The sequence below is a fragment of the Leifsonia xyli subsp. cynodontis DSM 46306 genome, from assembly GCF_000470775.1.
Lineage (GTDB): Bacteria > Actinomycetota > Actinomycetes > Actinomycetales > Microbacteriaceae > Leifsonia > Leifsonia cynodontis.
Map to the genome: position 1 here is coordinate 2,337,137 of NC_022438.1, position 22,557 is coordinate 2,359,693.

A 22,557-nucleotide genomic window follows, 5' to 3' on the forward strand; every position below is an offset into this window, starting at 1 on the left:
GCCCGACGATTCAGAGGACAGGGCGGGCGATGCGAGCGGCTTGTTCGAGCGCCGGGAGGGCGCGGCGAAGCCCGTCCACCTGTTCCGGCGAGAGACCCTGGAGGATGGCGACGACGGCCCGGGCCCGGTCGGAGCGGGCGGCGAGGAGCAGATCGATGCCGGCATCCGTGCCGGAGACGAGGAAGGAGCGGCCATCGTCGGGGTCGGGGGTGCGCTGAACGAGGCCGCGCGCTTCCAAGTCGGTGACGACACGCGTGATGGTGGGGGCGGCGACGGCCTCGATGGCGGCGATCTCACTCGGGCGAAGGGGACCGCTGCGGACGATCGTCGACAGGGCGGAGAGCTGACCGTGGCTGAGGTCGCCGGTGGCCGACCGGATGCGCCTGCTCAGCCGGCCGACGGCAAGGGTCAGGCGACCGGGAAGATCGTCGCCGCCGATGATCGGCCGTCCAGAATCGTCATACTCGCTCTGCATCGACTTCCTCGCCTTCCTCACTGACCATCCGCCCTCCGCGGTGGTCCTCCTGACCATATTTCGACTCCGCCTGCGAAAGAGGCTATTACACCAACGACGCTTATTATTACGGCTGGGAGGAACACTGCGACAAGACCGTCCTCGAACGATCTCGGCATCGGCCGAGGGGGAGCTGCCCGCCTGGGCCGGCGGTGCCGCTCCCGCCCGGGCCGCGAACCCGCGGAACCGTGAGCCCACGGAGCCGGGATGTCCCGATGAGGGGAGCCTGCGGGCAGCAGCAGCGTCACGACACAGCGCCGTGGAACGCTCCAGACCAGCAGGAGCCCTCTCCCGAGCCGCCCCACGAGGTCGGCGGCGGGTTGGGGCGACGATGGAAGCGACACGGTCTGGCGGCTGCTCGCGACCCCTGGACGACGAGGGCTCCGGTCGCCTCACCGGTGCGTGCGGCTCCGAGCGAGTCTGCGATCTCTAGGAGATACTAATTTTTATAAAAATGACATCGTTGCCGACTGTGGCCGCCGTCTTCCAGCCATTCACGCGGCCACTCTCCGGCGATTCCTTTATGGAAATCAAGGAATTTCTTGCCGTCCACCGCGCGTCGCCGACGTCGCCGACAGCGCTGAAATCACCCGGACAGGGTGATCGCATCTTCGCCGAAACGCGCCTATTGTTCGCGAGTGCAGGCCCCTTGCGATCGGATTCACTGCGTGCTGACTTGTCGGAGGTCTTGTGGTCGATGTCGACGGCGAAACGCCAGAACCCGGTGGAGAGCGGATGGTACTGCGCCGCGCCCTGGTCCGCCGGCTCGATGAAAGCGAGCGGGATTCCGCGATGATCACGATCATCGCCTCGACCGGGAGCGGCAAGACCGAACTGCTGCGCCGGTGGTGTGGAAGCGCCTCCAGCAAACGCAAGTATTTTGACGTTGCTTCGGACTCTCACTGGCTGGATCGGCTCGCCAGGACACTCGGCCAGGAGAACGGCGTGACGGTCGTGGTCGACGCGGTGGAGCGAGTAGAGGGCAACGCGGAGCGCGAACAGCTCCTCGAACTCGTGACGAACGCGACGGGTGCCGTGGTCCTCAGCGGACGCGATCTGCCGATCGCGATCGCGGCGCCGCGCGAGGAACGGCCGCACCTCTCGATCGGACCCGGCGAACTGGCCCTCCGCGTCGAGGAGGCGTATAAACTGCTGCGCGCCCACGGCGTCACACTCGACACCTCCGAACTCCTCGCCCTGGTGGACCGCGCCGACGGACGGGCGGCGACGCTGACGCTGGCGGCGGAGACGGCGGCCAGAGCGGAGAGCCCCGGAGCGGCGATGGCCGCCGTCCGCCGCTCGCCGGGCAGCCTCGCCACCCTGCTCGTGCGCCGCCTGCTCGACTCCCTCGACGGGGAGCGCGCGGTTGCTGCTGGCGCTGTCGACGGTCCCCTCTTTCGATGCGGAGCTCGCCGCCGCGCTCGCGGGCTGCCCGCACGCCATCGCGGCACTCGAAGGGATCGGCTTCGGCCCGGGACTGCTGAACCGGCCGGACAGCGGCACAGACCCAGACCCCCACGGTCGCTACAGCTTCGAGCCATCCTTCCGCGACGGCCTGATGGCCGAGTTCCTGAACCGCGATGCCACCCGCTTCGCCGAGTTGCACAGCGTCGCGGCCGAGCGGCACATCGCCAACGGAGACATCGGGCTCGCCCTGGATCAGGCGCTGCACTCGGGTTCGGCCGACCTCATCGAAGACCTGCTGCGGCGCTTCGGCCTCGGACTCGTCTTCAGCGGCTCTGTCCTCCGCGTCCGCAACGCCCTCGCGGCGCTGGAGGATCGCGGCATCCTCTCCCCCACGACCGGGCTGCTCGGCGCGCTGGTCTGCTCACCGCAGCTGACCGAATCTGTGCGCGTGGATCATTTCCTCGCGCTCGCGGAGGACGAGGTCGCCCCGCGCTCACCCGAGCGCGACGTCGCCGCCGGCGCGCTTCACGCACTGCACACCCAGGACGGTCCCGGGGCCGATGCCGCGCTCAGCGCTGTGGAGGCCGCGGTCGCCCGCACGACCAGTCAGCCGTTCGGCGAGGGCGGCCCGGTGGCCGTGCTCGACGCACGCCTGTTCGCCGAAGTGGTGACGGCGCGCGTGCGGATGGCGACAGGCCACCCCGACATCGCCCTCCGTCGCGCCGTCCTCGCAGCCGACGGCGCAGAGGAGTCGAACCGTCCCTGGCTCGCGATGCTGGCCCTGGACACCGCCGCGAACGTCGCCACCGGCCTCGCCAACTGGGCGCTGGTCGGCGTCCTGGAGCGTCGCATCGCCGGGCTCGAACAGACCACCGTCGAACCGGGCAGCCTGGTCGACGCCGGTATCCGGCTGCGCGCCGCCGTCGCCGCGTACCGGTCGTGCGAACCGTATCGCGTCTCGCAGCTGGACGACATCATCGCAGCGCAGTGGCGAGCCCTCGACTCCGTGGGCGTCCTCGCGCCGCGAGCCCTCCGCCTGCTGTTCCGTCTGGACACCGAGCCGGACCCGCGCGCCGTCTTCGATCAGATGGAACAGCTGTTCGCCGCCAGCCTGCGGCGACGCCCAGAGACCCTGGCGCTCAGCGCGTTCCGCTTCCTCGACCTCGCCCTCCTCTACCGCGGGCGCAGCGCCGCACGCAGCCACGTCGACACCCTCACAGCGGCCGTCGGCTCCGATCACCTGTGCGCCTTCCTCGGCTGTGCGATGCTGCGGGAGGGGACACCGGCCCAGGAGGCCGGAGCCGTCGCCCTGGAGACGGCCCTGACCGACGGCACCCGGGCACGCGAAAGGACGAATCTGGTCCTCGGCTGGCTCCTGCTCGCCCAGTGGTCGCACAACGCCGGGGACGATGCCTCGGCGCAGGCCCGGCTGACGCAGGCCGTGACCCTGGCCGAGCGGATGCGGGCCCGACGCCCCTTCCTGGCACGCCCCTCCTTCGTCCGACTGATCTCGGACCATCTCGGCTCGTTCGGTGCGACGGACGGTTTCGCCGCATCCATCGTCGAAGCGGCCGGGGCAGCCGGGATCAGGGGCGAGGACGACGGCGGTCCGGAGTCCCGCCTGACCGCTCGTGAGCGCGACCTCCTGCGCGAGCTCCCGCTGCACCAGACCGTGCCGCAGATCGCGGCCAAGCACAGTGTGAGCGTCAACACGGTGAAGACCCACCTGCGCTCGATCTACACGAAGGTCGGCGCCAGCGGACGCGCCGAGGCGGTCCGGCGGGCACGCGAACTCGGTCTGCTCTAGGTGTGCTGCTCAGGGCAGTTGGTTGAGGTGTGACGCGATAGATGGGTGAGGACCTCCCGGTCGAGAGTGGGGCTGTCTAGTTTCCCTGCACTCGATGACTTAGGAGGTCCTCGTGACCCACGCTAATGCTGCTTTGACTCCTCGCGAATGCCTCCGCCTGGCCCGCCAAGTCGTCGACGACGGCTGGTCCGTTGCTGCGGCGGCGACCTACTTCCGAGTGTCCTGACGCACCGCGGACCGATGGGCTCGTCGTTACGTGGAGATGGGCGAGGCGGGAATGCTGGACCGTTCGTCACGGCCGCATCACAGCCCGAACAAGACCCCGCGAAGACTGGTCCGCAAGGTCGTGCATCTGCGGTGGAAGAAGCGGCTGGGACCAGTCGGTATCGGCGCCCAGCTCGGCATGCCCGCCTCGACCGTTCACACGGTCCTCTCCCGGTGCCGGATCAATCGGCCCAGCCACGTCGACGTCCGCACCGGCGAACCCGCCCGCCGCTACGAGCACGAGCATCCCGGATCGATGATCCACGTCGACATCAAGAAACTCGGCAACATCCCCGACGGTGGCGGCTGGCGCTACGTCGGACGTCTCCAGGGAGAGCGGAACAAGGCCATCACCGCGAAGCGGACCGGGAAACACGGGATCACCGGCGACATGATCACCGGCACAGCGTTCGTTCATACCGTCATCGACGATCACTCCCGTGTCGCTTACGCCGAGATCCACGACGACGAAGAGGATCCTCGCCCCGCAACGCCCGACGCACCGTGTTCCGCCCCACACTAAGATCACGCGCGATCTGCTTGATCGGGATCTTCTCCGCCCGATGCAACCGCCGGATCTCTGCCCACGTATCCACTGAAATCACCCTCCTAGCCTGAGCCAGAGGGTCCATTCCAAGTCGGCGCTACGGGGTCCATTCTACTTTGGCGTTAACAGCGCACGCATGGGCGATCCTGTCACCATGCATACGTGAGCACACGACTGCCTGCGTCCCTCAACGCGCTTCTCGCCGGACTCATCCTGATGGGATCCATGGCGCCCACCGCATCTCCCCCTGCGAGCCCAGTCTTGGCAGCGACCCCGACGACCTCTGCGGTCGCCGCGGGCGACCGTCGAGACGTGACGGAACCGAGCGCCCCCGACACGGTGTGCGCCACCGTGACCGCGCAGCTTTCCATGCCCGGCGGGAAGGCGAGCGACGCGGGTGAGGCATCGCCGCCCGACACCGCGCGCATCCAGCACGCGCTCGATGCGTGCGCGCAGAAAGGGACGGACGTCGTCGCCGTGCGTCTGAGCCCAACGCCGGATGCGGCGGCTTTCCTGAGTGGGCCACTGACCGTGCGCGAGGGGGAGGTGCTGCTGGTGGACGCGGGAGTTGTCCTCTATGCATCGCGCAATCCCGCCGACTACCAGGTCGACGACCACCCGGCCTGCGGCACCATCTCCAAGAAAGGCGGCGGATGTGCGCCCTTCGTCACTCTCGCGGGTGCGCACAGCGGCATCGAGTCGGTCCCCGCGGCCGACAGGTCGCAGGGGCGCATCGACGGCCGCGGCGGGAGCACGATGCTGGGCGCGGCGCGGAGCTGGTGGGATCTCGCGGCTGCCGCGAAGGGCCACGGGACGCAAAACGTGCCGCGGCTCATTCAGGCACGCGGGGTCGACGACGTCGTACTGCACGATGTCGACCTCGTCGACGCGCCGGGATTCCACGTCTCGTATCAGAACGGCGACGGCCTGACTGTGTGGGGTGTGCGCATCCAGACGCCGGCGGACGCCCGCAATACCGACGGCATCGACCCCGCCGGTGCGCAGGACGTGACGATCGCCGACTCGTGGATCATGGACGGTGACGACGGCATCGCGATCAAGGCTCTCTCTGCTCCCTCCGCCCATATCTCCGTCATCCGGGACCATTTCTTCGGCACCCACGGGATCTCGATCGGCAGCGAGACGGAGGCGGGGGTCAGCGACGTGTTCGTGTCGGACGTCACCGTCAGCGGCAGGGATGCGTTCGGCAACGTCAGCGCCTCATCGGCGGGCATCCGGATCAAGAGCTCGCCCAAGGCGGGCGGCCTCGTGCAGCAGGTGACGTATCGGAACATGTGCGTCGACGCCGTCAAGGCGCCGATCCAGTTCGATCCGAACTACGCGAACAGGACGGGATCGACGGTGCCGTGGTTCACCGACATCGTGATCGACGGGTTCCGGTCGTCGAACTCGCCGACCAACGCCGAGAGCATGCTCAAGGGACTCGACGAAGCGCATCCGCTCGCCCTGACGATGTCGAACGCCGTCGTGGACGCGCGTCACGTGACGGTCGCACTCGCGACCATCTCGGCATCCGGAGTGACCTTCGGGGGCTTGCCGCTCGCCGTCAACCGGCCCGGCGTGGACGTGACGATAACTCCGGGGCAGCCGAACGCGCCCACCTGCACCTTCCCGACCTATCCCGCCCCCTGACACTCGCAGCCTGCTGTGCCCTCGTCATGCCGCTCGGGCCCGCAACCACGTCGTTCCCCTTCACCGGCGCTCTTAGGGTTGCCAAGCGTTAGGCGGTCGAGGGTGTCCGCCGTGCGACTGGTGACATCTTTCAGCCAGGCGGTAAGGGAGGAAGTTCGCTTCTGGGCGGCACGAATGTCAGCGGTCGCGGAGTTGAGCTCAGCGGCTGCTGATTGCAGATTCTCGGTGCTTGTCGATGCGGTGGCGCTTGCGTAGAAATTGTACGGGTGAGCCGTGTCGCCGGGCGTCAGGGCGATCAGTCCGGCCAGCCGGACTTCCGCGTTGTGCAAGGTTGTGCATTTCTCGGCTGGAAGGTTGGGCTGACCCCGGTGGTCGGCGGCAATGGTGGTGTCGGATTCGCGTCCAATGAGAACATGCCATCCTCAAACTGACATAAATCGATTATCGGCTATTTTTGGGGCGATTTTGGGTACGATTGCGCGAGCTTTCCTTTTGTCGAAATTGCTACCCATCTCGCAGTCTGTGCGAGTAGCCTGGCGATATGACCACCACAACGACGCAGAAGCCTAGGATGCGCGCGTACGACGACGCAGTGCGTTCGACATTTCCTGAGCTGGTCACCAAGCTCCGCGACATCATCGGCGTGCGCCTGGTCGCCTACATCGGCAACGTCAAGTCGACGAAGCCGGTAGCAGAGTGGGCCGTCGGCCCTCGGGAGCCCGGCGAGACCGACCGCGACCGGCTGTTCGTCGCCTACCAGATCGCGGCGTTGCTTCGCGAGCGGAAAGAAGCCGTCACGGTCCAGTCCTGGTTCAAGGGCATGAATCCCGCCCTCAACGATGCCTCTCCGGCGCGAGTGCTGCGCGAGGGCGATCCGAACGAGGTTGGTCCGGAGGTGATGGCGGCCGCCAAGGCGTTCGCCTTCATTGGATGACGGGGTTGGCGATCGCGGAGGTCTCCGAGCAAGTCTGGCGGGTGGGTTACCGACCCGACCCGTGGGCATGGGCGGACTGGCGCTACGCGAACGACGCAGGCCGGTTCAACGGCCGCTGGGACGACCAGCTCTGGCCGAGCTGTTCCGAACGCTCTACACCGGCGAGAGCTTGCTCGCCTGCCTGCTGGAAGTGCTGGCGCAGTTCCGGCCCGAGCCGCAAACGGACGCCGAGCTCGATGAGATCGAGGACGAGGCCGGCGAGGTAGACCTCTATCCGGACGCTCCCTCTGGCACCGTCGGTTACGGATGGCTGGAGGAGCGTTTCGGCGGCAAGGTGGACTAGACAGGCCGGTACTGCTTCGTCACACACAGCGAGAGCCTCGCGGCCATTCAAGCCAGCTTTCCGTTCGCTCGATTCAAGCTGACCCCGATCCTGCTCGACACCTCGGTCTTGAAGGACGCGCGACAGCGGGACCTCACTCGCTCGATCGCTCGGTGGATCTTCGAGCTGCGCGACCAGAACCAGAACGACCTGGTCGACGGGATCCAGTTCACCTCACGTTTCGGTGATGAGTACCGGATGTGGGCCGTCTTCGAGCGCGCAGCGGACCGCGAGACAAGCGAACGCCTGGCCAATGCTGAGACGTTCGAGCTGCGCCACGATACGCCCGAGATCGTCGATGCGTTCCGGCTTCACCGACTGCGCTGGCCGGACTAAGGCCGGCTCAGTGATTCGTAAGTGCTTCCGCGGCGAACTCGGTGATGAAGCACAGGTGAAGCACGCATTCCGTGTGGTTGAGGCGTTCCGGGCCGCTCATCAGGTCCCACTCGCCAAGGCCAACATGGGTCTGCGGTCGATGATCAAGACCGAAGGTTGTCAGGTTGAAGTCTCGCAGCGTCTCAAGCGATTCACGACGATCATCGACAAACTCACCGCCCGGGAGCAGACGCTTGCGCTCTCAGGGATGCAAGACATTGGCGGTTGCCGCGCCATCCTCGGCAGCGTCGAGGAGATCCGCCGTGTCGAGGCCCGGCTACGCAAGCGCCGTCCCGTGACCAGATACAAGGATTACATCACTGACCCTCGCCTTTCAGGCTATCGCGGAGTGCATCTGGTTGTTAAGTATGATCAACGGTGTGTGGAGATCCAGCTACGCACCCCGCTCATGCATCTTTGGGCGATCACGGTCGAGCGCCAGTCGGCGCTCGTCGGTGAGAACCTCAAACAAGACGGATCTCATGCCGTCCAACAGTTGATGTCGGTGATGTCACGGGCAATGGCCATCGACGAGGCAGGCGAGACCATACCCAGCTCTTTACTCGAAGAGATCGAACGCCTTAGAGTTCAAGCAACTCCCTACCTCGAGAAAGGATCGGTGTGATGACGACTATCCAGCATTTCATTCTGGTGTTCGACCACTCCAAAGGTCACCTCACCGGCGAACCGCTCGAATACGGTCAGGACAGCGAGAGCGCCCTTGCCCGCTACTCCGAGCTTGAGGAAGAGTTCCGCAGCAACACGAACATGGACATCGTCCTCATCGGCTCGGACTCTCTCGATACCGTCAAGGTCACCCACGCCAACTACTTCGATGGGACCGCTGCGTTCGCGAAGTACCTGAACGACATTCAGGCACAACGAACCAACTAACCCCTCGCCCCACCCCAGCGGGAACACCACCCACAACCAGCTAACACCCGACACGCCCCGGCCCAGCCCCACCCCTCACACGGGTAGGCCGGGACGGTTTTGTGTTCTGCGCTGGCCTCAGCAATGGGGAGGGTCTGTCTCACAGTGGCGCGATTCACGACCAAATCTCTGGGGTGTTCCAACCAGCGGGGAATCCCATTTCGGTGACGGCGTGGTTGGCGGGAATCTTGTTGATCAGGGCATGTAAGAAGAGTTGGCCGGTCGTTGTCCGCGTTGATGGTCGTTGGTCAGTAGGCGGGGATGCGTAGGGGCGCTCCGTCATGCGACGACCGCCTGTAGTGCGCCAGCTGAGCGATGGGCGCTATGTTCTTGGCGTTACGCGCGTGACGACACTGCCCCGATCGCAGAGGTTCCATGGCGGACACGAAACCCAAATGGCCTGCACACCTTGAAGAGGTATGCAGGCCATTTGCTGGAATTCAGACTTGGTGGGCCGGTTTCATCGGCCGACCAAGTGCAATTCCAGTGTCTCCTCCGAGAGGAGGCTCGTGGCGCTGACTGTGATCAGTGGACACCGGGCTTGACAATGCTGGAAGAGATGGCCACCTAATGAACGTTATTGGAGAATCGCTTGAGCGCCAGCTTGGTGCCGTGGAAGAAGTCCTGGTCCCCGGGCAGGAGGCCGCCTGGGCCCGCGTAGGGGCTCGTGTTGTCCCAGTGCTGCCACAGCGTCCAGTGTTTCCACCCACCGGGCAATGCGCCGGGGCCGTCCGATACGTCCGAGACCCAGTTGGCGATGAACAGCGGGTAGGAGGCGAAGTCCGTGGTGTTGCCAGTGTACTCCTTCCACCAGGACGGGTTGGTGTAGATGACCGGCTTCACACCACCCGTCCTCTTCTCCACCACGGAGACAAAATCGTGTATCCACTTGACGATGTCCGCCGGGGTCATCGCCTTACATTTCTTGATTGCCCACGGCTTCGTCAGGTCGTCGCAACGGTGCTCCAGGTCAAGCATGGGAGGCAGGATACGCTGAGTGGGCTCCCAGTTGTGGATGGTGTTCATAAAGTGCTTCGCCTGCGAAGTGCCGTCCGACCAGAACGGCCGTCCGAAGTGGTACGACCCGCGATAAAACCCGGCATTTTGGGCTCCCTTCCACTGCTTCTCGTACTGGGAGCTCACGTAGTCGTCGTCCTCGGTCGCTTTGATGTAAACGAAACGGGCACCCTTCGACGCCGCATCGCTCCAGTTGACGTCGGTCTGCCAGCCGCTCACATCATCGCCACGCACATAATCCAAAGGCGGAATTGGCCGCGGTCGTTGCCGCAACTCTTGGGAGCTTACATCGCGAGCGAGCGTGCTACCAGCGTGGTCTTGGGTGGGATCGCCACCGCCCCTGTCCGGCTCCGCCGCCGCGGCGGACAAAGAACCACCGAGCCCCACCGCCAGGATCGCGGCCATCACGGCCGAGACCATACCGACACGCACCGAATGAGCTCGACGTCCTCGCATCATCTTTTGAACGTTCATTAAGAATAACCTCGTTTTCAAAGAAAATCGGTGTATCTATGGAGAGCTATGACAATGCCACCGGCGCCGGCCGAGTGTCAATACCGGGTAAAGCAAACCGGGATCTTCTGGGGGACAAGTGAAGTCGTTCGTGATAACCAGCTATGACAAGGAGTCGCGTAGGACTGCTGAGGGTTTGGGTGATTCCTGATCTGTGGTGACCGGCGCGCGGACAGGGTGACACTGCGGCGGGTCGGGGTCAGAACAAGAACTGCTGCACGCCTTTTGCATCCCGATGGTCGCGCCGAAAACTCACGAGCTCGCTGGCAGGTCGTTCCGCTGCCGCTCTGCTCGGCGTGCGTGGAACTACGCGACAGGCCAGACCTCCAGCCGTGTGCTCATATCCATTATATTATCACAGCGAAAAACACATCCACACGAGGACACCACCGGGCATACCCCCACACTTTGCCCACACCCGACAAGGCTGCCACCTCGGGGAAAGCTTTACTCGGACTAGTCCCGCGTCCAGCGCGCGGCCGCGGCACCGAGTGCGACGAGAAGGGCGGTGGCCGCCAAGCCGATGAGGCCGATGCCGATGTAAGCGAGCGGGAGCGTGCCCATGTAGGGGTTCGAGAAGCCGACGAAGAGGAGGATCACCCCGAGCACTACTCCGATCAAGGTAATGTAGACGAGCGCCATCATGAACGGATTCGCGCGCGGGATCTCGATCTTATCCGCATTGGGAACTATCGGCGTCTCGTTGCTCACGCTCTGAGAGTAGCAGCGACCGGACAGTCTTGGGTACACCCCAGGGTGAGGGCAAACCCTAGCAGGTGTAGGCCAACCTACATGCTCTGTTTTAGCTTCCGCCACGATTGGAATATGAAGTTTTCATTTCTAATTTTATAGCACTCTTTGTGTGCATTCTTGTAGAGTAATACTGAGGGCGCCTACTCTGGTTCGTGGGCGTAGTTCGTGGGTTTTCCTCGCGGCCCTGCTTCTCATCGTCGCTGTAGCGCTCGGGATTCCGCCGATCTACGGAGCCGTGGACCCCCTGCTTGGTGGCATCAATCTCGCTAACTACGCGTTAAGTAGTGCTGTGTTCGGGGCGTGCCTGTGTGCAGGCATCGCGGTTGCCGAGGCACATCGGCTCTCCGCAGCCAAGAAGATCCTGTGCGGGCCGGTGGGCGTGATCAGCCTTGCGCTCTTCATCGTCATAGAGTTCGTGTTGCTCATCTCCGCGGGGCTATCCCACAGCTCCGTGTCACTGGGCGGATTTGAGGACCACTGGCAAGTTGGCCTGTACGCCACTCTCGGCCGCGTCTACCCCGGCATTGTGGCGGCGCTCCTGATCCCATCGATAGTCTCCACGCTCGGTCTGCCCGAGCGGGGATGGCGCGCGGGTGGTGTCTTTGGTTCTACTCGTATCCGTGAGCGGGATCCTACTCACGGCGCTGCTGACCCTGCTCATCGTGAGCGGATGGCTACCACAGGGAATGAACCCGATTGTCACTTATGTGACGTACGCCTCGATCGTTCTGTTTGCGCTGGCCAGGCTGGGAGGCTGGCTCACCCGCAATCGCCTACAGCACGAGGTAGACGATGAAAACGACCGCTCCCGCGAGTACACCGACTAAAACCTGCGCCGTCGTGTGCGCACGGACGACGATACGCGCCCACCCTAAAGTGATCACCGCCAGCCCGAGGAGAGCCGCAGCCCACCAGGGCATCACCGTGAATTGCAGCAGCCAAACGAACGCGGCGATAGCCATGTGGATAGACAGCTTCCACACCACATTGACTGCCATAACCACGATCAGCCCCACTGCGGAGGCGATTGTGAGTGAGGTCACCTCCCAGGGTGCGCGCACGCCGAGCAGGATCACGATGACGCCGAACACGACACCAAGGACACCAAGGAGGATCGGGAGCCGCTGTGACCGCTGCCCGACGAACCGGTCTGACACGCGCCCTTGTCGAGCGAGCCAGATCATTGCCAGGTACGGCACTACCGCCACGCCCAAAATCGGCAAGAGCGCCCACCATCCGGGTGCCGATCCGACCCAAAGGCCCGCTTCTACAAAAGCGACCGTGAGCAGCGGTGCCGGCCCGAACACCTCGGACAACAGATGCCCCAGCCGGTCGTTGCTTCGTCGTCGAGTGAGTGTCATCCGAGATGCTCCACGATTCCTTGGTCGATGTCGTGCGCCCGTTCAATGACTGCTCGTCGTATGCGCCGAGCGCGGACTACAACCGCTTCGATGAGCTCATACGGATCAGCCGGAATTGCCGAGCAAATCGTCATGAACTCAACCATGGTGCATGAACGCCGCGAGTTCAGGATGCGATACACGGTGTCTTTCTTCAAGCCGGTGGTCTTGACCAGATCAACGGCATTCAGGCCGGCGTCCGTCAGCTCGGCGGTCAACTCGGCCGCGATAGCGCGATCAAGATACGACGCCAAGTCGTGATCGAAGATAAACATCCAGCCATCATATCAAATCAGAGACCAGGTGATCTTTAACACGAATAATTCTCTAATTTGCGAACAAGGCTAACTGTGATGCATAATTCAAATGTTAACCAGCCGAGCCAAGGAAGCCCAATGACGATTCACCAGACCACTAAGAGATGGTTTCAGTAGTCGTTTTTGGTGAGTTTGCGGGCGCTGGTGATCGCGATTGCTAGAGCGACGAGCGCCGTGATCGTTGAGGCGGTGCGGTCGTAGCGAGTGGCGAGTTTCCGGAAGGCGAGGATCCAGGCCATGGTGCGTTCGACTACCCAACAGTGTTTACCCAGTCACTGTTTGGAGTCGACTCCGATTCGTGCGATGCGTGCCTTGATCCCACGACAACGCAGGTAACAGCGGACGCGGCGGTTGTCGTAAGCCTTATCGGCGTGGAAGATAACCGGGCGGCGTCTGGGCCGACCGCGGCCGACGCCCTTGATCGCGGTGATGTTGTCTAACACAGGTTCCACGAGCATGGAGTCGTGTCGGTTGGCGCCGGAGATCTCCACATGCAGCGGGAGTCCGTTGCGGTCGGTCAGGACATGGTACTTGGTGCCCCGTTTCCCACGATCCGTGGGGTTAGGTCCAGTGAGATCGCCCCCCTTTTCGCCCGGACACTTACGGAGTCCAGGCAGGTTCTTGACCAGTCGATCATGCCAGCCTGGCCGAGTTCGTCGAGCATGATCTTCCGCAGTGCATCCCACGCGCCCGCTTCGGACCATTCACGCAGACGCCGCCAACAAGTGACCCCGGACCCATACCCCAACTCGGGCGGGAGCTTCTCCACGGGATCCCCGTCAGCAGCACGAACACGATCCCAGCGAACACCTTCCGGTCAGGAACCCGAGGCTGCCCAGCCCGCCCATTGACCACAGGCGGCCGAGGCGGAATCAACGGCTCCAGCCGCTCCCACAACATATCCGTAATGAACCGATCCTCAGCAAGCGTCGACACTCGACCAGCATCCCCGCTAACCAGCCACAACAACCACCGCCACGCCGACTACTGAAACCACCTCTAAGGACCCAAGCCCCGTGAGAGTTGCGCAACGAGTACGCGACGCCATCAGCATAGCAGGGATCGCGGATAGTGCCCTCGCTCGCGAGGTGGGCCTGACTGATGACGGATTCGCACGCAGGCTCAGTGGTCACGACGATTGGACGATGAGCGATCTGCTCACCCTCGCCGTACAACTGGGAATCGAAGCTCCCGCATTGATTAGATGAAAGAAGCCCCAAGCTCAGAACATGGGTCTACGGCTACACTTGGGGCTACAGTCGAACGTTAATTTCGGTGCGCCACGAGGGATTCGAACCCCCAACCTTCTGATCCGTAGTCTGACGGGTCTTTTGCTGGTTCCCGTGCTGCTCGCGTTGCTGTGGTGGGTCGTGGGGGTGGCGCGGTGAGTGGCGGGGTGGGGTGCAATCTGTGTGGTCGGTCGGCGCCGGATGCTGAGCCTCATGTCTGTTTCCGGGCGGATTGTCACGTGTGAGCGGGATGACAGGCTGTGGGTTGATGTGCGGGAGGCCGTGCTGGGTCGGCTTGACCAGTATGCGCGGGGGTCGCTCACGTTCGAGTGGAGGATGAGGATCGCGGAGGAGGCTGCCCGGTTCGTGGAGGACATGGTGGGCGAGCTCCTCGATGTGGATCCTGACTGGTAGGCCCAGTCTAATACCGAACCATATTCATCTTCATGAATATTGTTTCTGATGTGTGGGCGCAGGCGATTCGGGAGTACCTGGTGGCACAGGTCGCGGCGGGGGCACCACCGACGACGTGCGCGACGAGGCGGCAGCATTTGGAGCACTTGGCCCGGCGCGTGGATGTCGGGCCGTGGTCTGTTACTGGGGCTGATTTGGTCGCGTATGCGGGGGCGCAGGTGTGGAAGCCGGAGACGCGGCGGGGACGGCGGTCCACGTTCCGGTCGTTCTACGGGTGGGCGGTCGCGGTTGGGCATGTCGAGGCGTCACCTGCGGTGGTGTTGCCGAGGGTGAAACCGGGTCAGGCGCGGCCGCGACCGATCCCGGAGCATGTTTATGAGGATGCCCTGCTGCGCTCTGATGAGCGTTTGCGTCTGATTCTGCGTTTGGCGCACGATGCGGGTTTGCGGCGTGGGGAGATCGCGGTGGTGCATTCCCGCGACCTGTTCGAGGACCTGCATGGCTGGTCGCTGCGCGTCCGCGGCAAGGGAAACAAGGAACGGGATGTGCCGTTGACACCGCGCCTGGCGTTGGAGCTGCGAACCCTGCCGCCGGGGTGGGCGTTCCCCGGGGACGAGGGTGGGCATCTCTCTGCCCGGTGGGTGGGGAAGCTCGCCACCGGTGTTCTGCCGGATGGGTGGACGTTGCACACGTTGCGGCACTCGTTCGCCACCCACGTGTATGCCAGGTCTGATCTTGCGGTCACCCAGGATCTTCTGGGGCATGCATCCCCGGCTACGACCCGCGTCTACGTGCAAGTGGCGGATGGGCGTTTACGTTCCGCTGTCCTCGCCGCTGCTGCTGGTTGAGTGTTTCCCGGTGGTGGGTGTGTTGGTGAGGGCGAGGGTGTTGGAGAGGCCGAGGATGGCGGCTATGAGGGTGAGCCAGAGGTTGCTTTGGTTGGGGGTGATGAGGTTGTAGCTGACGGCGGTGGCGGCGGTGGCGATGAGGATGCGGTAGATCCAGGCGCGGGTGGCCGGGTTGGGGATGAGGTTGTTCATGGGGATGTCTTCCTATCGTGGTTGTTATTTTTTGTCTGCGTAGTATCCGGTGGGTGGGGGTGGTGGTGGTGGGGGTCCTTCGCCGCGGTAGATGTGGTCGATGAGGTCGCGGGTGTAGACCCAGAGGGTTCGTTCGCGGGTTTCGAGTTCGGCGAGGCGTTTTTCCAGTCGGGCGATGCGCCCGTACCTGGTTGCGGCGAGGCTGCCGGTGGCGGCGAGGGCGGCGACGGTGAGGGTGAGGAGCCAGTCAGGCATTCTGTTGCCCGTTCTCTCTCTGTTCGCGTTTGCGGGCGGCGATTTGTTGCCGCATTTGGATGAGAAGTCCGTCGGGGGCGGTGATGAAGGGTTGGCCGTTCGGACCGGGACGGACGGCTCCGGACATGATGAGCGCATTGACCTCGTCCATGCTGGTGAGGACGATGAGGTCGCCGTCGTCGGGGACGAGGTAGAGGGATTTGTCGATGGTGTCGTTGTTCTTGATGATGACGGCGGAGGGCATGTTCTCTTCTCCTGGGATGGGTGGGGTTGGGGTGATGATGGGCCAGCCGAGGATGTCTGCGGTCCAGCCGAGGTAGCGGCGTCCCCAGTTGTGTTCGGGCCAGTCCAATGGGACGGTGGCGTTGATGCCATAGCCGCCTGCATCGGTGGTGCGGATCATGCCGTCCCCGATGTAGAGGGCGACGTGCCCGTCACCGGCCGTGGCTCCAGAGCGCGCGGCGGTGTAGTAGACGGGCGCACCGATGTCGGGGTTGCGGTCGCCGGGATGTTTCAGCGGCGACCCGTTCCACCCGTCGATGGCGCGGGTGATCGGGGGCGGGTAGCCGTAGGCGGTGAGATCAGAGGTGATGGTGGTGTCGGGGGCGTAGGAGGACCAGACGAAGCCCAGGCACATGCCGTGTGGCCACCGCTGCTGGGCGAGGGCGTAGGCGATGGCTTGGGTGGGGGTTCGGAGGGCGGTCATGATGGGTTTCCGTGTCGGGGGATGTGGGAGGTGATGGTGAGGGTGGCTTCCGCGATGGCGATGGCGGGGGTGGCGGTGGCGTGGAGGGTGTAGGCGTGGGTGCCGGCCCGGCCGGTGACGGGGACGGTGAGGGTGAAGGGGACGGCGGCCAGCGCCCCGGATGCCCAGGGGGCGACGGTGTAGCGCCGGGAGGCGAGGGGGATGCCGTCCTGCCCTATTTGCACGGTGACGCCTTGGTTCGCTCCGGAGTCTTTGTTGATCAGGAGCATGTTCGCGTGGACGAGGGTCGGGGTGTCGGGGAAGACGCCGGTGGCGGTGAGGCCGGGGACGGCGGTGAGGGTTTGGCCCGTGGGGAGGATGAACTCGTCACCCTGGGTGGCGGAGGCCAGGACGGTGCCGGGGATCGGGTACCATCCGGCCGGGGTCGCGCCCTGCGGGTTGGTGTCGGGGTCGTAGGTGGCGTAGTAGCGTTCCGTCCATCCCTTGTCGGTGCGGATGGTGTGCGCGCCGTGGGTTTGCAGGGTGAGGCGTTCGCTCTCGCTTCCCGGGATGCCGAAGTGGGCGTCGCGAGCGTCGAGTGTGGGTGCGACCACGATGGGTGGGTTGGTGGCGGCGGGGATCCCGGCGGCGGTGAGGGCGGCTTCGACCCCGACGGCGAGGGCGGCGAGTTCGTCGCCGAGTTTGTAGGCTTTGGTGGCCCCGTCTGGGTAGGGGATGTTGTAGCGGCGGGTGTGTCCGGTCATGGGGCGAGTCCGATCGTGACGCGGCCGAGTTCGGCGAGGGTGAGGGTCGGGTCGTAGTCGGCGAGGGTCGGTGTGGGGTGGGTGACGAGCCGGTCGAGGGCAAGCGATCCGCCCGTCTCGATGGGGGTGGGGATGACGGTGACCTCGTGGGCCCACCCGGTGGTGTAGGTGAGGGTGCCGCCGATGATCTGGTACTGCGGCCCCATGCCCGCCACGCCGTTGAACGCGCTGCCGGGGAAGTGTAGAGGGGAAGGTTTTGCACGACGGGCCCCGGTAGAGGACCGCTTCGGTCTCCTCCGGCAACGGCAGACGCTTCATGTCGAAGGTCAGGGTGGGTGGGCGCAGTCTCCCGTTGAGACCGTTCACGATGGTGAGGATGTCGGTCAGGAGGCGGGTGGGGAAACGGTTGTAGGCGTCGCGGTAGCCGGGGACGAACTCGGTGGTGTCGAACGTCATGAACTGGGTGTCAACTTTCAGGACCCGCATCCCGGCAGGGTCGTACTGATCGGTGCGGCCCTGGATGAACCCTTGCGTGTAGAGGGTGCGTTTCTGCTCTCCCGGGGTGAGGGCAGGATCGGCCCCGTACCACCAGTAGGTGAGGTTCACCACGTCGATGGCATCGGCGACGGTGGACTCCACGGTGAGGTCGTTCACCCGCACCCGGGCTGCGGGCACAATCTGCCCGTCGGGGGCGTGAAGGGTGATCCTCCCGCTCTCCAGGGTGAGGGCGAGCGGGGACGCGGTAGCGAAACGGGCGACGGTGACCTCGTTCGCCCCCGGGTCGTAGGAGGGGACGGCGAGAGGCTCCGCCTGGTACGCCTGGTTGATCAGATCGCGCACGCTGCGGGCGGCCTCGGCTGCCTGCCCATGGAGGATCGGGACCGCTTTCGGGGTCCCTGCGGACAGGCGTGGGGTTTGAATCCAGTGGAGGATGGCGGACAGGCCATGCGTCCACAGGGTGCCCAACCGGTTTTCCGGGGTTTGCTCGGACCAGCCGCCCGCGCCCTCGACCCACCCGTCGAGCGCGTCCCCGGGCAGCACGGCCATGGCGAGGGTGGCGAGGGTGTCGGAGGCGGTCACCGTGACAACCCACACATCCTCGTCGGTGTCGGTGAGCGGGTTGTGGATGCGGTGCCGCTTCGCGGCCTGTTGGGTGATCACACCCCGGAACACCACCTGCTCCGGGGTTGCCTCCCGCACCCGGATCGCCACGGTCACCGGCCGCCCGATCCGCCTCGCGTCGGAGATGAACCCTCCCGTCCGATCGATCAGGGTCAGGGTGAGGACCCCGGGCTCCGGCTGCTCGTAGGCGTCGGTGCGTCCCCACCGGATGCGCACACCGTCCACCGCCACCATGTCCCCGCCGTCCCACACCTCCGGGACGGGAACGCCGCCGATGGCCACCCGAGCGCCTACGGCCGTCATAGCCTGCCTCCGGCGGGGGTGCGCCCACCGATGGCGGCGCTGTCGTCGAGAAGTTTCCTGATCTGCCGTGCGGTGCCCTCCGGGTCGGTGACCACACCGGTGACCGTGATCGTGACGTTCTGGTTCACGACCGTCGCGGACGGGAGAGCAGAGGCGGTGAACGGGGAGATGAAACCGGTGTACCCGGCAACGAAGACGGCCGGGACACCCCCGTAGCTGGAGGCGGTGGCGGAGGCGGTGGCATGTTTGCCGCCGGAGGTGGTTTTCTGTTGCGCGCCGAAGAGGCGAGAAAGCCAGTCGATGGCGGTCTTGATCCAGCCGATGAACGTTTTGATCCCGCCCACGATGCCGTCCCACACGTCGGATGCGACCTTCGACACCTCTTTCCAATGGGTGACCAGCACGATGATGATCGCGATGATCAAGCCGATGGCGGTAATGACCAAACCGATGGGGTTGGCGGTCATGGCGGCGTTGAACGCCCACTGCACCGCCGTGGCGATCTCCGCAATGGTCCGCCAGGCGCGGATCGCACCGTTCAAGACGAGGATCCCGCCGGCGAGGACGCTGACACCGGCGGCGAGGACGGTGGCGACACCGGTGTTCTTCGACACCCACCCGGCGAGATCGGTCAACGCCTGGGAAACCCACGTCACCACCGGCAGGAGCACGGTGCCAAGCTGGGCGGACACGTTCTGCCACTGTGCGGCGCTTCGCTGGGCGGCCCCTTCAGCAGTGTTCGCTTCACGGGCGAACTGGCCGGTGGCGTCCCCGGTTTGCTGGGTGAGCAGTTCCAGGATCGCCATGGCCTGCGCCTGCTTGCCCGCCGCCCCGGTCAACCCGGACGCACCATCCGCGGCGAGACGGGCGTTGATATCGGACTGTTTGATCGAGACGCCCGTACTTCTCGATAGGGTCGGTCTCTCTCTCGCCCAGCAGGGCGCTGAGCGCCTCGACAGCATCCGCGGCGGTGCCACCGTAGGTGGCCGAGAGGTCGGCACCTAATTTGATCAAGTCTTTCGTTTTGGGTTCCAGCTGGGAGATGGGTATACCCAGGTTTTTCAGTTGCGCACCCAGGATCGCCGCGGATTGTTGGGCTTGGTTCTGGGACAGGCCCACCGTCTTCCACGCCGACGCCGCCCACTTCTGAATATCGGATGCTTGCTGTTTGAACACGGTGGACACCGCACCCGCGGACTGTTGCATATCGGAGGCGGCATCGGCGGCGTCCTTGCCGAGGGCCAGTAGCCCCGCACCGGCAACACCAGCGATGAGGGACGCCTTGTCCGAGACCTTTTCTGAAACCGTCCGCGGCGCGCGAGGCAGCCTGGAAGCCTTTCTGGGCGTCTTTCGCGTCGGAGATGATCCGCACGGACAGGATCGCAGTCTTACTCACACTCTCACCCCTTTTCAGGTTCGGCCGCGGTCGGTTTCGGCCGCGGTCGGTGAGGATCGTCAGCACGGTTTGGATGAGCCGGTCGTCGGTTTCGGTCAACCACCGGGCCGGGTCGGTGCCGGTGGCCACGGCGATCTCGGTCAGAAGCCGGGCGGTGGACCCGGCAGGGTAGGGTCCACCCGCGAGGTCACCGCCTCCCCGCGGTCGTCCAGGGCAGGACTGACGTTCTGAATCACGTCGAGGAACGCATCAACCGTCGGCGTCTTCAACACGCCAGGGGCGGCTGGGTCGCGTTTGATCGCCGACCAGGCCATGAACGCCATCGCGAACAGGGGCGCATCGTCCAGGGCAGGCCACCCGGCACGGTCTCGGGCGATCTCGTACCGGGCGGCGTCGCTATACCCGGGACGGCAGACGAGGGTGGCGGCGGGGGCACCGGGTGGGGCGTAGGCGACGGACAGGCGGGGAAACTCGGCCGAATCGGTGGGCATGGTCATATTCCTTCTACTTTGTTAACCAAACTGTCGAGGTAGCGTTCATACAACGGCACCACACCGGTTGCGAACGCTGGGCAACCTCCGACAGGAACGGGTGCGGTTTGATATGCCGGGCGAACCATCCCCAATGGATCGGGTTCGCGTAGGGGACGGTGGCGTACCCGGCGCGGATGAACCCCGCCGTTTTGGTGCCGGAGGAGCGGATGCTCGCCGCCAGAGCGCCCGTGCGGCGGGCAACCCGGCCCCGCACGGCCGTGGCAGCGATGCGGGCGGCAGCAGTGTTGACCTGGGTGAAATCGGCCAGGTCGTCCCCTGCGGCCCGCAACGTGCGACGCAACCGGGCGAGCCCCTGAACCTGGAGAGCCCCCGCATCGGGTGTGTTCGCCATGCCGCTCACCCGCCGGTGATCGGGGTGAGGGTGGGACGACCGATCACGGGAAACTCGAAATCGACCTGCGAGGTGGACCCCACGTCCCCACCGAAGGCGGTGGGGCGAATCTTCAGAACACCCTCGAACTGACGGCCCGACGCGGTGGCCGGGGTGAACTTGAACGGTTTCGCCTGCCCGGCATGGGTGAAGCAATACTCCTGCACCGACGTTTTCGCACCCAAGTCGGCGTTCAGTTTCCCCTTCACCGTCCACGTTTCCGTGTCCGCCCCGGCCACGGTGTCGCCGGAGAGCACGAGCATGTCGTCCTCGCTCTTCACGTCCGGTTCCAGGGTGATCGAGGTCACCTGTGTCTCGAACACGGTGATGTCGGCGTTGTCGCCGATGATGAATTTGCCGGGGCCGGTCTTCTGCACGGTGGCGGTCATAACGGGTTTCCTTCTCTGTCAGGTGAGGGTAAGGGTGGTTTGCAGCCCGAGGAGGGGGTCCGGGGACAGGGACGGCAAGGTGAGAGTCACCGTCTGGACGACGCCGGTGATACCGGCCAGCCCGTCCAAGCCGTCCAACAGCGCGCCGAGGTCGTCCAAAACGATGCGGGAGGTGCCGGTGTCCGGGGTGACGGCAATCGCGTTGACGGTCGCGGTCACCCCACTGCCGCCCAGCCGGTCGAAGGTGAGAGTGTCCGGGATCAACCACACGCACGGCGGCACCATGTCCCGCGGGTCGATCACGCACGCCACCCCCGCCGCACTCCACTTTTCGGCCAGGGCGGTCAGGTCGGTGCCGAGGGTGGCCAGGGCGCTCATCCGACCGCCGGTGACTCGAAACCGTCCAAACCCAACATGCGGGCGATATCGGAGTCGTACCGGGCCGTGTAGGAGATCACATCACTGGTGAGCGCCTCCACACCGTTCGGACTGTTGCGCCTACGCAACAGACGCGCGCCCAGCATCAGAGCGCCGAGAGTGACCGAAGCCGGCCACGCCGTGTCCTCCGGCACGCCCGCCACCACCGGCAGGCCGCCGACATACGCGTTGACGGCACCCACGACCAGGCTCATATTCTGGTCGTCCGCGGGCACTTTCGACCAGGCGGAAAGCTGTGCAGCGGCCACGCCGCGCTTCTCGCCGACGACCATGCCGCTACTTGCCCGCCGTGTTCACGACTTTGAGGACGGCGCGCGGGTCGTTCACGATGGCGGCGATGTAGGAGAACACGCCCAGATCGATGCCACCGTTCGGGATGTTCAACGCCTCCACCTGGATCGGCCCCTTCTCGTACGGGGTGTAGGCGCGGGAGTCCGCCGCCAGGATCGTCCCGGACGGAAGCTCCGGGTCGCACTCGAAGGACAAACCCCCGGCGGTGCCGTTGGTGGTCCCCAGCTGCAGTTCGCCCTGCGAGCGAAGCCACCACGGCACCTCCGATTCCTTCAACGCCGCGAACGCCAACCACTGATCGGTGGCCATGCTGATGATGTCCAGCCGCGCCCCCAAGGTGACGGCGGCGACGCCGAGACCGGCGAGGGTCTGCGCGAACGTGGCACCGGGCGCGACGGTGGTCGCCGCGGTCAACAGCTCACTCACGAGCCACGCCTCGGTTTTGCGTTTGTAGTCGTCCATCGCTTAGGCGAGGGTTTGGGTGATGAACG

At 65.0% G+C, this 22,557-nt stretch carries 27 protein-coding genes and 3 pseudogenes; 11 read left to right on the forward strand and 19 right to left on the reverse strand.

Translation table 11 applies throughout. From position 1 onward, the window contains the following. Positions 1–10: 10 nt before the first annotated feature. Together O159_RS11225 and O159_RS11230 are read right to left on the reverse strand one after the other, a co-directional pair. A complete protein-coding gene (locus O159_RS11225; RefSeq protein WP_021755904.1) occupies positions 11–475 on the reverse strand; it encodes a MarR family winged helix-turn-helix transcriptional regulator in 465 nt (154 codons plus the stop codon). Between the two features lie 468 nt (positions 476–943). Continuing rightward, the gene (locus O159_RS11230; protein WP_021755906.1) at positions 944–1,678 is read right to left on the reverse strand and encodes a hypothetical protein; all 735 of its coding nucleotides are present in this window, start codon (positions 1,676–1,678) and stop codon (positions 944–946) included. 202 nt (positions 1,679–1,880) lie between these two features. On the opposite strand from O159_RS11230, the gene O159_RS11235 reads away from it, so the two are divergent. Both O159_RS11235 and O159_RS11240 read left to right on the forward strand, forming a co-directional pair. Further along, on the forward strand, positions 1,881–3,728 hold the full coding sequence (locus tag O159_RS11235) for a LuxR C-terminal-related transcriptional regulator (protein ID WP_021755907.1): 1,848 nt from the start codon (positions 1,881–1,883) through the stop codon (positions 3,726–3,728). A gap of 112 nt (positions 3,729–3,840) precedes the next feature. Continuing rightward, positions 3,841–4,467 (forward strand): annotated as a pseudogene (locus O159_RS11240) (helix-turn-helix domain-containing protein); the annotation flags it as partial. A gap of 13 nt (positions 4,468–4,480) precedes the next feature. Here the strand turns inward: O159_RS11240 and O159_RS15965 are convergent. Next, a pseudogene (locus O159_RS15965) lies at positions 4,481–4,624 on the reverse strand (helix-turn-helix domain-containing protein); the annotation flags it as partial. A gap of 176 nt (positions 4,625–4,800) precedes the next feature. Here O159_RS15965 and O159_RS11245 point away from each other — a divergent pair. The 7 genes from O159_RS11245 to O159_RS11265 all read left to right on the forward strand — a co-directional run bounded on the left by O159_RS11245 (position 4,801) and on the right by O159_RS11265 (position 8,777). Next, positions 4,801–6,192: a glycoside hydrolase family 28 protein gene (locus tag O159_RS11245; RefSeq protein ID WP_236609479.1), complete on the forward strand. Its 1,392-nt coding sequence runs from the start codon at positions 4,801–4,803 to the stop codon at positions 6,190–6,192. Between the two features lie 266 nt (positions 6,193–6,458). Then, a complete protein-coding gene (locus O159_RS15100; protein ID WP_169725668.1) occupies positions 6,459–6,623 on the forward strand; it encodes a hypothetical protein in 165 nt (54 codons plus the stop codon). Positions 6,624–6,733: 110 nt separating this feature from the next. Further along, on the forward strand, positions 6,734–7,126 hold the full coding sequence (locus O159_RS11250) for a hypothetical protein (protein ID WP_043993735.1): 393 nt from the start codon (positions 6,734–6,736) through the stop codon (positions 7,124–7,126). A 67-nt stretch (positions 7,127–7,193) separates the two neighbouring features. Next, positions 7,194–7,469: a hypothetical protein gene (locus O159_RS13445; protein WP_169725697.1), complete on the forward strand. Its 276-nt coding sequence runs from the start codon at positions 7,194–7,196 to the stop codon at positions 7,467–7,469. 108 nt (positions 7,470–7,577) lie between these two features. Then, positions 7,578–7,844 carry a hypothetical protein gene (locus O159_RS15105; protein ID WP_052323540.1) on the forward strand — a complete coding sequence of 89 codons (267 nt, stop codon included), beginning with the start codon at positions 7,578–7,580 and terminating at the stop codon, positions 7,842–7,844. After that, positions 7,807–8,508: a RelA/SpoT domain-containing protein gene (locus O159_RS11260; RefSeq protein WP_236609480.1), complete on the forward strand. Its 702-nt coding sequence runs from the start codon at positions 7,807–7,809 to the stop codon at positions 8,506–8,508. The genes O159_RS15105 and O159_RS11260 overlap by 38 nt, the downstream gene beginning before the upstream one ends. Continuing rightward, a complete protein-coding gene (locus tag O159_RS11265; protein ID WP_043993737.1) occupies positions 8,508–8,777 on the forward strand; it encodes a hypothetical protein in 270 nt (89 codons plus the stop codon). Before O159_RS11260 ends, O159_RS11265 begins: the two co-directional genes overlap by 1 nt. Before the next feature lie 606 nt (positions 8,778–9,383). On the opposite strand, the gene O159_RS11270 is transcribed toward O159_RS11265, so the two are convergent. From O159_RS11270 to O159_RS14230, 5 genes and pseudogenes are all read right to left on the reverse strand, one after another. Further along, positions 9,384–10,067 carry a GH25 family lysozyme gene (locus O159_RS11270; protein ID WP_236609559.1) on the reverse strand — a complete coding sequence of 228 codons (684 nt, stop codon included), beginning with the start codon at positions 10,065–10,067 and terminating at the stop codon, positions 9,384–9,386. Between the two features lie 735 nt (positions 10,068–10,802). Beyond that, positions 10,803–11,057, reverse strand: a complete 255-nt coding sequence (locus tag O159_RS11275) for a hypothetical protein (RefSeq protein WP_021755913.1) — start codon at positions 11,055–11,057, stop codon at positions 10,803–10,805. A gap of 815 nt (positions 11,058–11,872) precedes the next feature. Then, entirely contained in the window at positions 11,873–12,460 is a 588-nt protein-coding gene (locus O159_RS11280; RefSeq protein WP_144267677.1) for a hypothetical protein, read from the reverse strand. Then, complete coding sequence (locus tag O159_RS11285) at positions 12,457–12,774, reverse strand: helix-turn-helix domain-containing protein (protein WP_021755915.1); 318 nt, start codon at positions 12,772–12,774, stop codon at positions 12,457–12,459. Before O159_RS11285 ends, O159_RS11280 begins: the two co-directional genes overlap by 4 nt. Before the next feature lie 152 nt (positions 12,775–12,926). Then, positions 12,927–13,785 (reverse strand): annotated as a pseudogene (locus tag O159_RS14230) (IS5 family transposase). 473 nt (positions 13,786–14,258) lie between these two features. Here O159_RS14230 and O159_RS11295 point away from each other — a divergent pair. Continuing rightward, positions 14,259–14,459, forward strand: a complete 201-nt coding sequence (locus O159_RS11295) for a hypothetical protein (protein ID WP_169725698.1) — start codon at positions 14,259–14,261, stop codon at positions 14,457–14,459. A 32-nt stretch (positions 14,460–14,491) separates the two neighbouring features. Then, entirely contained in the window at positions 14,492–15,307 is an 816-nt protein-coding gene (locus tag O159_RS11300; protein ID WP_043993740.1) for a tyrosine-type recombinase/integrase, read from the forward strand. On the opposite strand, the gene O159_RS11305 is transcribed toward O159_RS11300, so the two are convergent. From O159_RS11305 to O159_RS11355, 11 genes are all read right to left on the reverse strand, one after another. Beyond that, positions 15,272–15,499: a phage holin gene (locus O159_RS11305; RefSeq protein WP_021755918.1), complete on the reverse strand. Its 228-nt coding sequence runs from the start codon at positions 15,497–15,499 to the stop codon at positions 15,272–15,274. The genes O159_RS11300 and O159_RS11305 overlap by 36 nt on opposite strands. A gap of 24 nt (positions 15,500–15,523) precedes the next feature. Further along, positions 15,524–15,754 carry a hypothetical protein gene (locus tag O159_RS11310; protein ID WP_021755919.1) on the reverse strand — a complete coding sequence of 77 codons (231 nt, stop codon included), beginning with the start codon at positions 15,752–15,754 and terminating at the stop codon, positions 15,524–15,526. Next, the gene (locus O159_RS14675; RefSeq protein WP_021755920.1) at positions 15,747–16,460 is read right to left on the reverse strand and encodes an NlpC/P60 family protein; all 714 of its coding nucleotides are present in this window, start codon (positions 16,458–16,460) and stop codon (positions 15,747–15,749) included. Before O159_RS14675 ends, O159_RS11310 begins: the two co-directional genes overlap by 8 nt. Next, entirely contained in the window at positions 16,457–18,607 is a 2,151-nt protein-coding gene (locus O159_RS11320) for a hypothetical protein (RefSeq protein WP_021755921.1), read from the reverse strand. Before O159_RS11320 ends, O159_RS14675 begins: the two co-directional genes overlap by 4 nt. Positions 18,608–18,624: 17 nt before the next feature. Beyond that, complete coding sequence (locus O159_RS11325; RefSeq protein ID WP_043993743.1) at positions 18,625–19,467, reverse strand: hypothetical protein; 843 nt, start codon at positions 19,465–19,467, stop codon at positions 18,625–18,627. Between the two features lie 697 nt (positions 19,468–20,164). Next, complete coding sequence (locus O159_RS11330; protein WP_144267679.1) at positions 20,165–20,515, reverse strand: hypothetical protein; 351 nt, start codon at positions 20,513–20,515, stop codon at positions 20,165–20,167. A gap of 13 nt (positions 20,516–20,528) precedes the next feature. Then, complete coding sequence (locus O159_RS11335; RefSeq protein WP_043994303.1) at positions 20,529–20,909, reverse strand: hypothetical protein; 381 nt, start codon at positions 20,907–20,909, stop codon at positions 20,529–20,531. Between the two features lie 5 nt (positions 20,910–20,914). Continuing rightward, positions 20,915–21,337, reverse strand: coding sequence for a hypothetical protein (locus O159_RS11340; RefSeq protein ID WP_021755926.1), 423 nt, complete (start codon positions 21,335–21,337; stop codon positions 20,915–20,917). An 18-nt stretch (positions 21,338–21,355) separates the two neighbouring features. Further along, on the reverse strand, positions 21,356–21,715 hold the full coding sequence (locus O159_RS11345; protein ID WP_021755927.1) for a hypothetical protein: 360 nt from the start codon (positions 21,713–21,715) through the stop codon (positions 21,356–21,358). Beyond that, positions 21,712–22,047 (reverse strand): hypothetical protein, encoded by a 336-nt coding sequence (locus O159_RS11350; RefSeq protein ID WP_021755928.1) that lies wholly within the window; start codon positions 22,045–22,047, stop codon positions 21,712–21,714. Before O159_RS11350 ends, O159_RS11345 begins: the two co-directional genes overlap by 4 nt. A 4-nt stretch (positions 22,048–22,051) precedes the next feature. Further along, positions 22,052–22,528, reverse strand: a complete 477-nt coding sequence (locus O159_RS11355) for a hypothetical protein (RefSeq protein ID WP_021755929.1) — start codon at positions 22,526–22,528, stop codon at positions 22,052–22,054. Positions 22,529–22,557 lie beyond the last annotated feature (29 nt).

Excerpts from the sequence above, each read along its gene's own strand:
- O159_RS11225 (WP_021755904.1), bottom strand. The coding sequence starts at position 475 with ATGCAGAGCGAGTATGACGATTCTGGACGGCCGATCATCGGCGGCGAC.
- O159_RS11250 (WP_043993735.1), top strand. The coding sequence starts at position 6,734 with ATGACCACCACAACGACGCAGAAGCCTAGGATGCGCGCGTACGACGAC.
- O159_RS13445 (WP_169725697.1), top strand. The coding sequence starts at position 7,194 with ATGGGCGGACTGGCGCTACGCGAACGACGCAGGCCGGTTCAACGGCCG.
- O159_RS11260 (WP_236609480.1), top strand. The coding sequence starts at position 7,807 with ATGCGTTCCGGCTTCACCGACTGCGCTGGCCGGACTAAGGCCGGCTCA.
- O159_RS11265 (WP_043993737.1), top strand. The coding sequence starts at position 8,508 with ATGACGACTATCCAGCATTTCATTCTGGTGTTCGACCACTCCAAAGGT.
- O159_RS11280 (WP_144267677.1), bottom strand. The coding sequence starts at position 12,460 with ATGACACTCACTCGACGACGAAGCAACGACCGGCTGGGGCATCTGTTG.
- O159_RS11285 (WP_021755915.1), bottom strand. The coding sequence starts at position 12,774 with ATGTTTATCTTCGATCACGACTTGGCGTCGTATCTTGATCGCGCTATC.
- O159_RS11295 (WP_169725698.1), top strand. The coding sequence starts at position 14,259 with ATGTCTGTTTCCGGGCGGATTGTCACGTGTGAGCGGGATGACAGGCTG.
- O159_RS11300 (WP_043993740.1), top strand. The coding sequence starts at position 14,492 with ATGAATATTGTTTCTGATGTGTGGGCGCAGGCGATTCGGGAGTACCTG.
- O159_RS11305 (WP_021755918.1), bottom strand. The coding sequence starts at position 15,499 with ATGAACAACCTCATCCCCAACCCGGCCACCCGCGCCTGGATCTACCGC.
- O159_RS11310 (WP_021755919.1), bottom strand. The coding sequence starts at position 15,754 with ATGCCTGACTGGCTCCTCACCCTCACCGTCGCCGCCCTCGCCGCCACC.
- O159_RS14675 (WP_021755920.1), bottom strand. The coding sequence starts at position 16,460 with ATGACCGCCCTCCGAACCCCCACCCAAGCCATCGCCTACGCCCTCGCC.
- O159_RS11330 (WP_144267679.1), bottom strand. The coding sequence starts at position 20,515 with ATGCCCACCGATTCGGCCGAGTTTCCCCGCCTGTCCGTCGCCTACGCC.
- O159_RS11335 (WP_043994303.1), bottom strand. The coding sequence starts at position 20,909 with ATGGCGAACACACCCGATGCGGGGGCTCTCCAGGTTCAGGGGCTCGCC.
- O159_RS11340 (WP_021755926.1), bottom strand. The coding sequence starts at position 21,337 with ATGACCGCCACCGTGCAGAAGACCGGCCCCGGCAAATTCATCATCGGC.
- O159_RS11345 (WP_021755927.1), bottom strand. The coding sequence starts at position 21,715 with ATGAGCGCCCTGGCCACCCTCGGCACCGACCTGACCGCCCTGGCCGAA.
- O159_RS11350 (WP_021755928.1), bottom strand. The coding sequence starts at position 22,047 with ATGGTCGTCGGCGAGAAGCGCGGCGTGGCCGCTGCACAGCTTTCCGCC.
- O159_RS11355 (WP_021755929.1), bottom strand. The coding sequence starts at position 22,528 with ATGGACGACTACAAACGCAAAACCGAGGCGTGGCTCGTGAGTGAGCTG.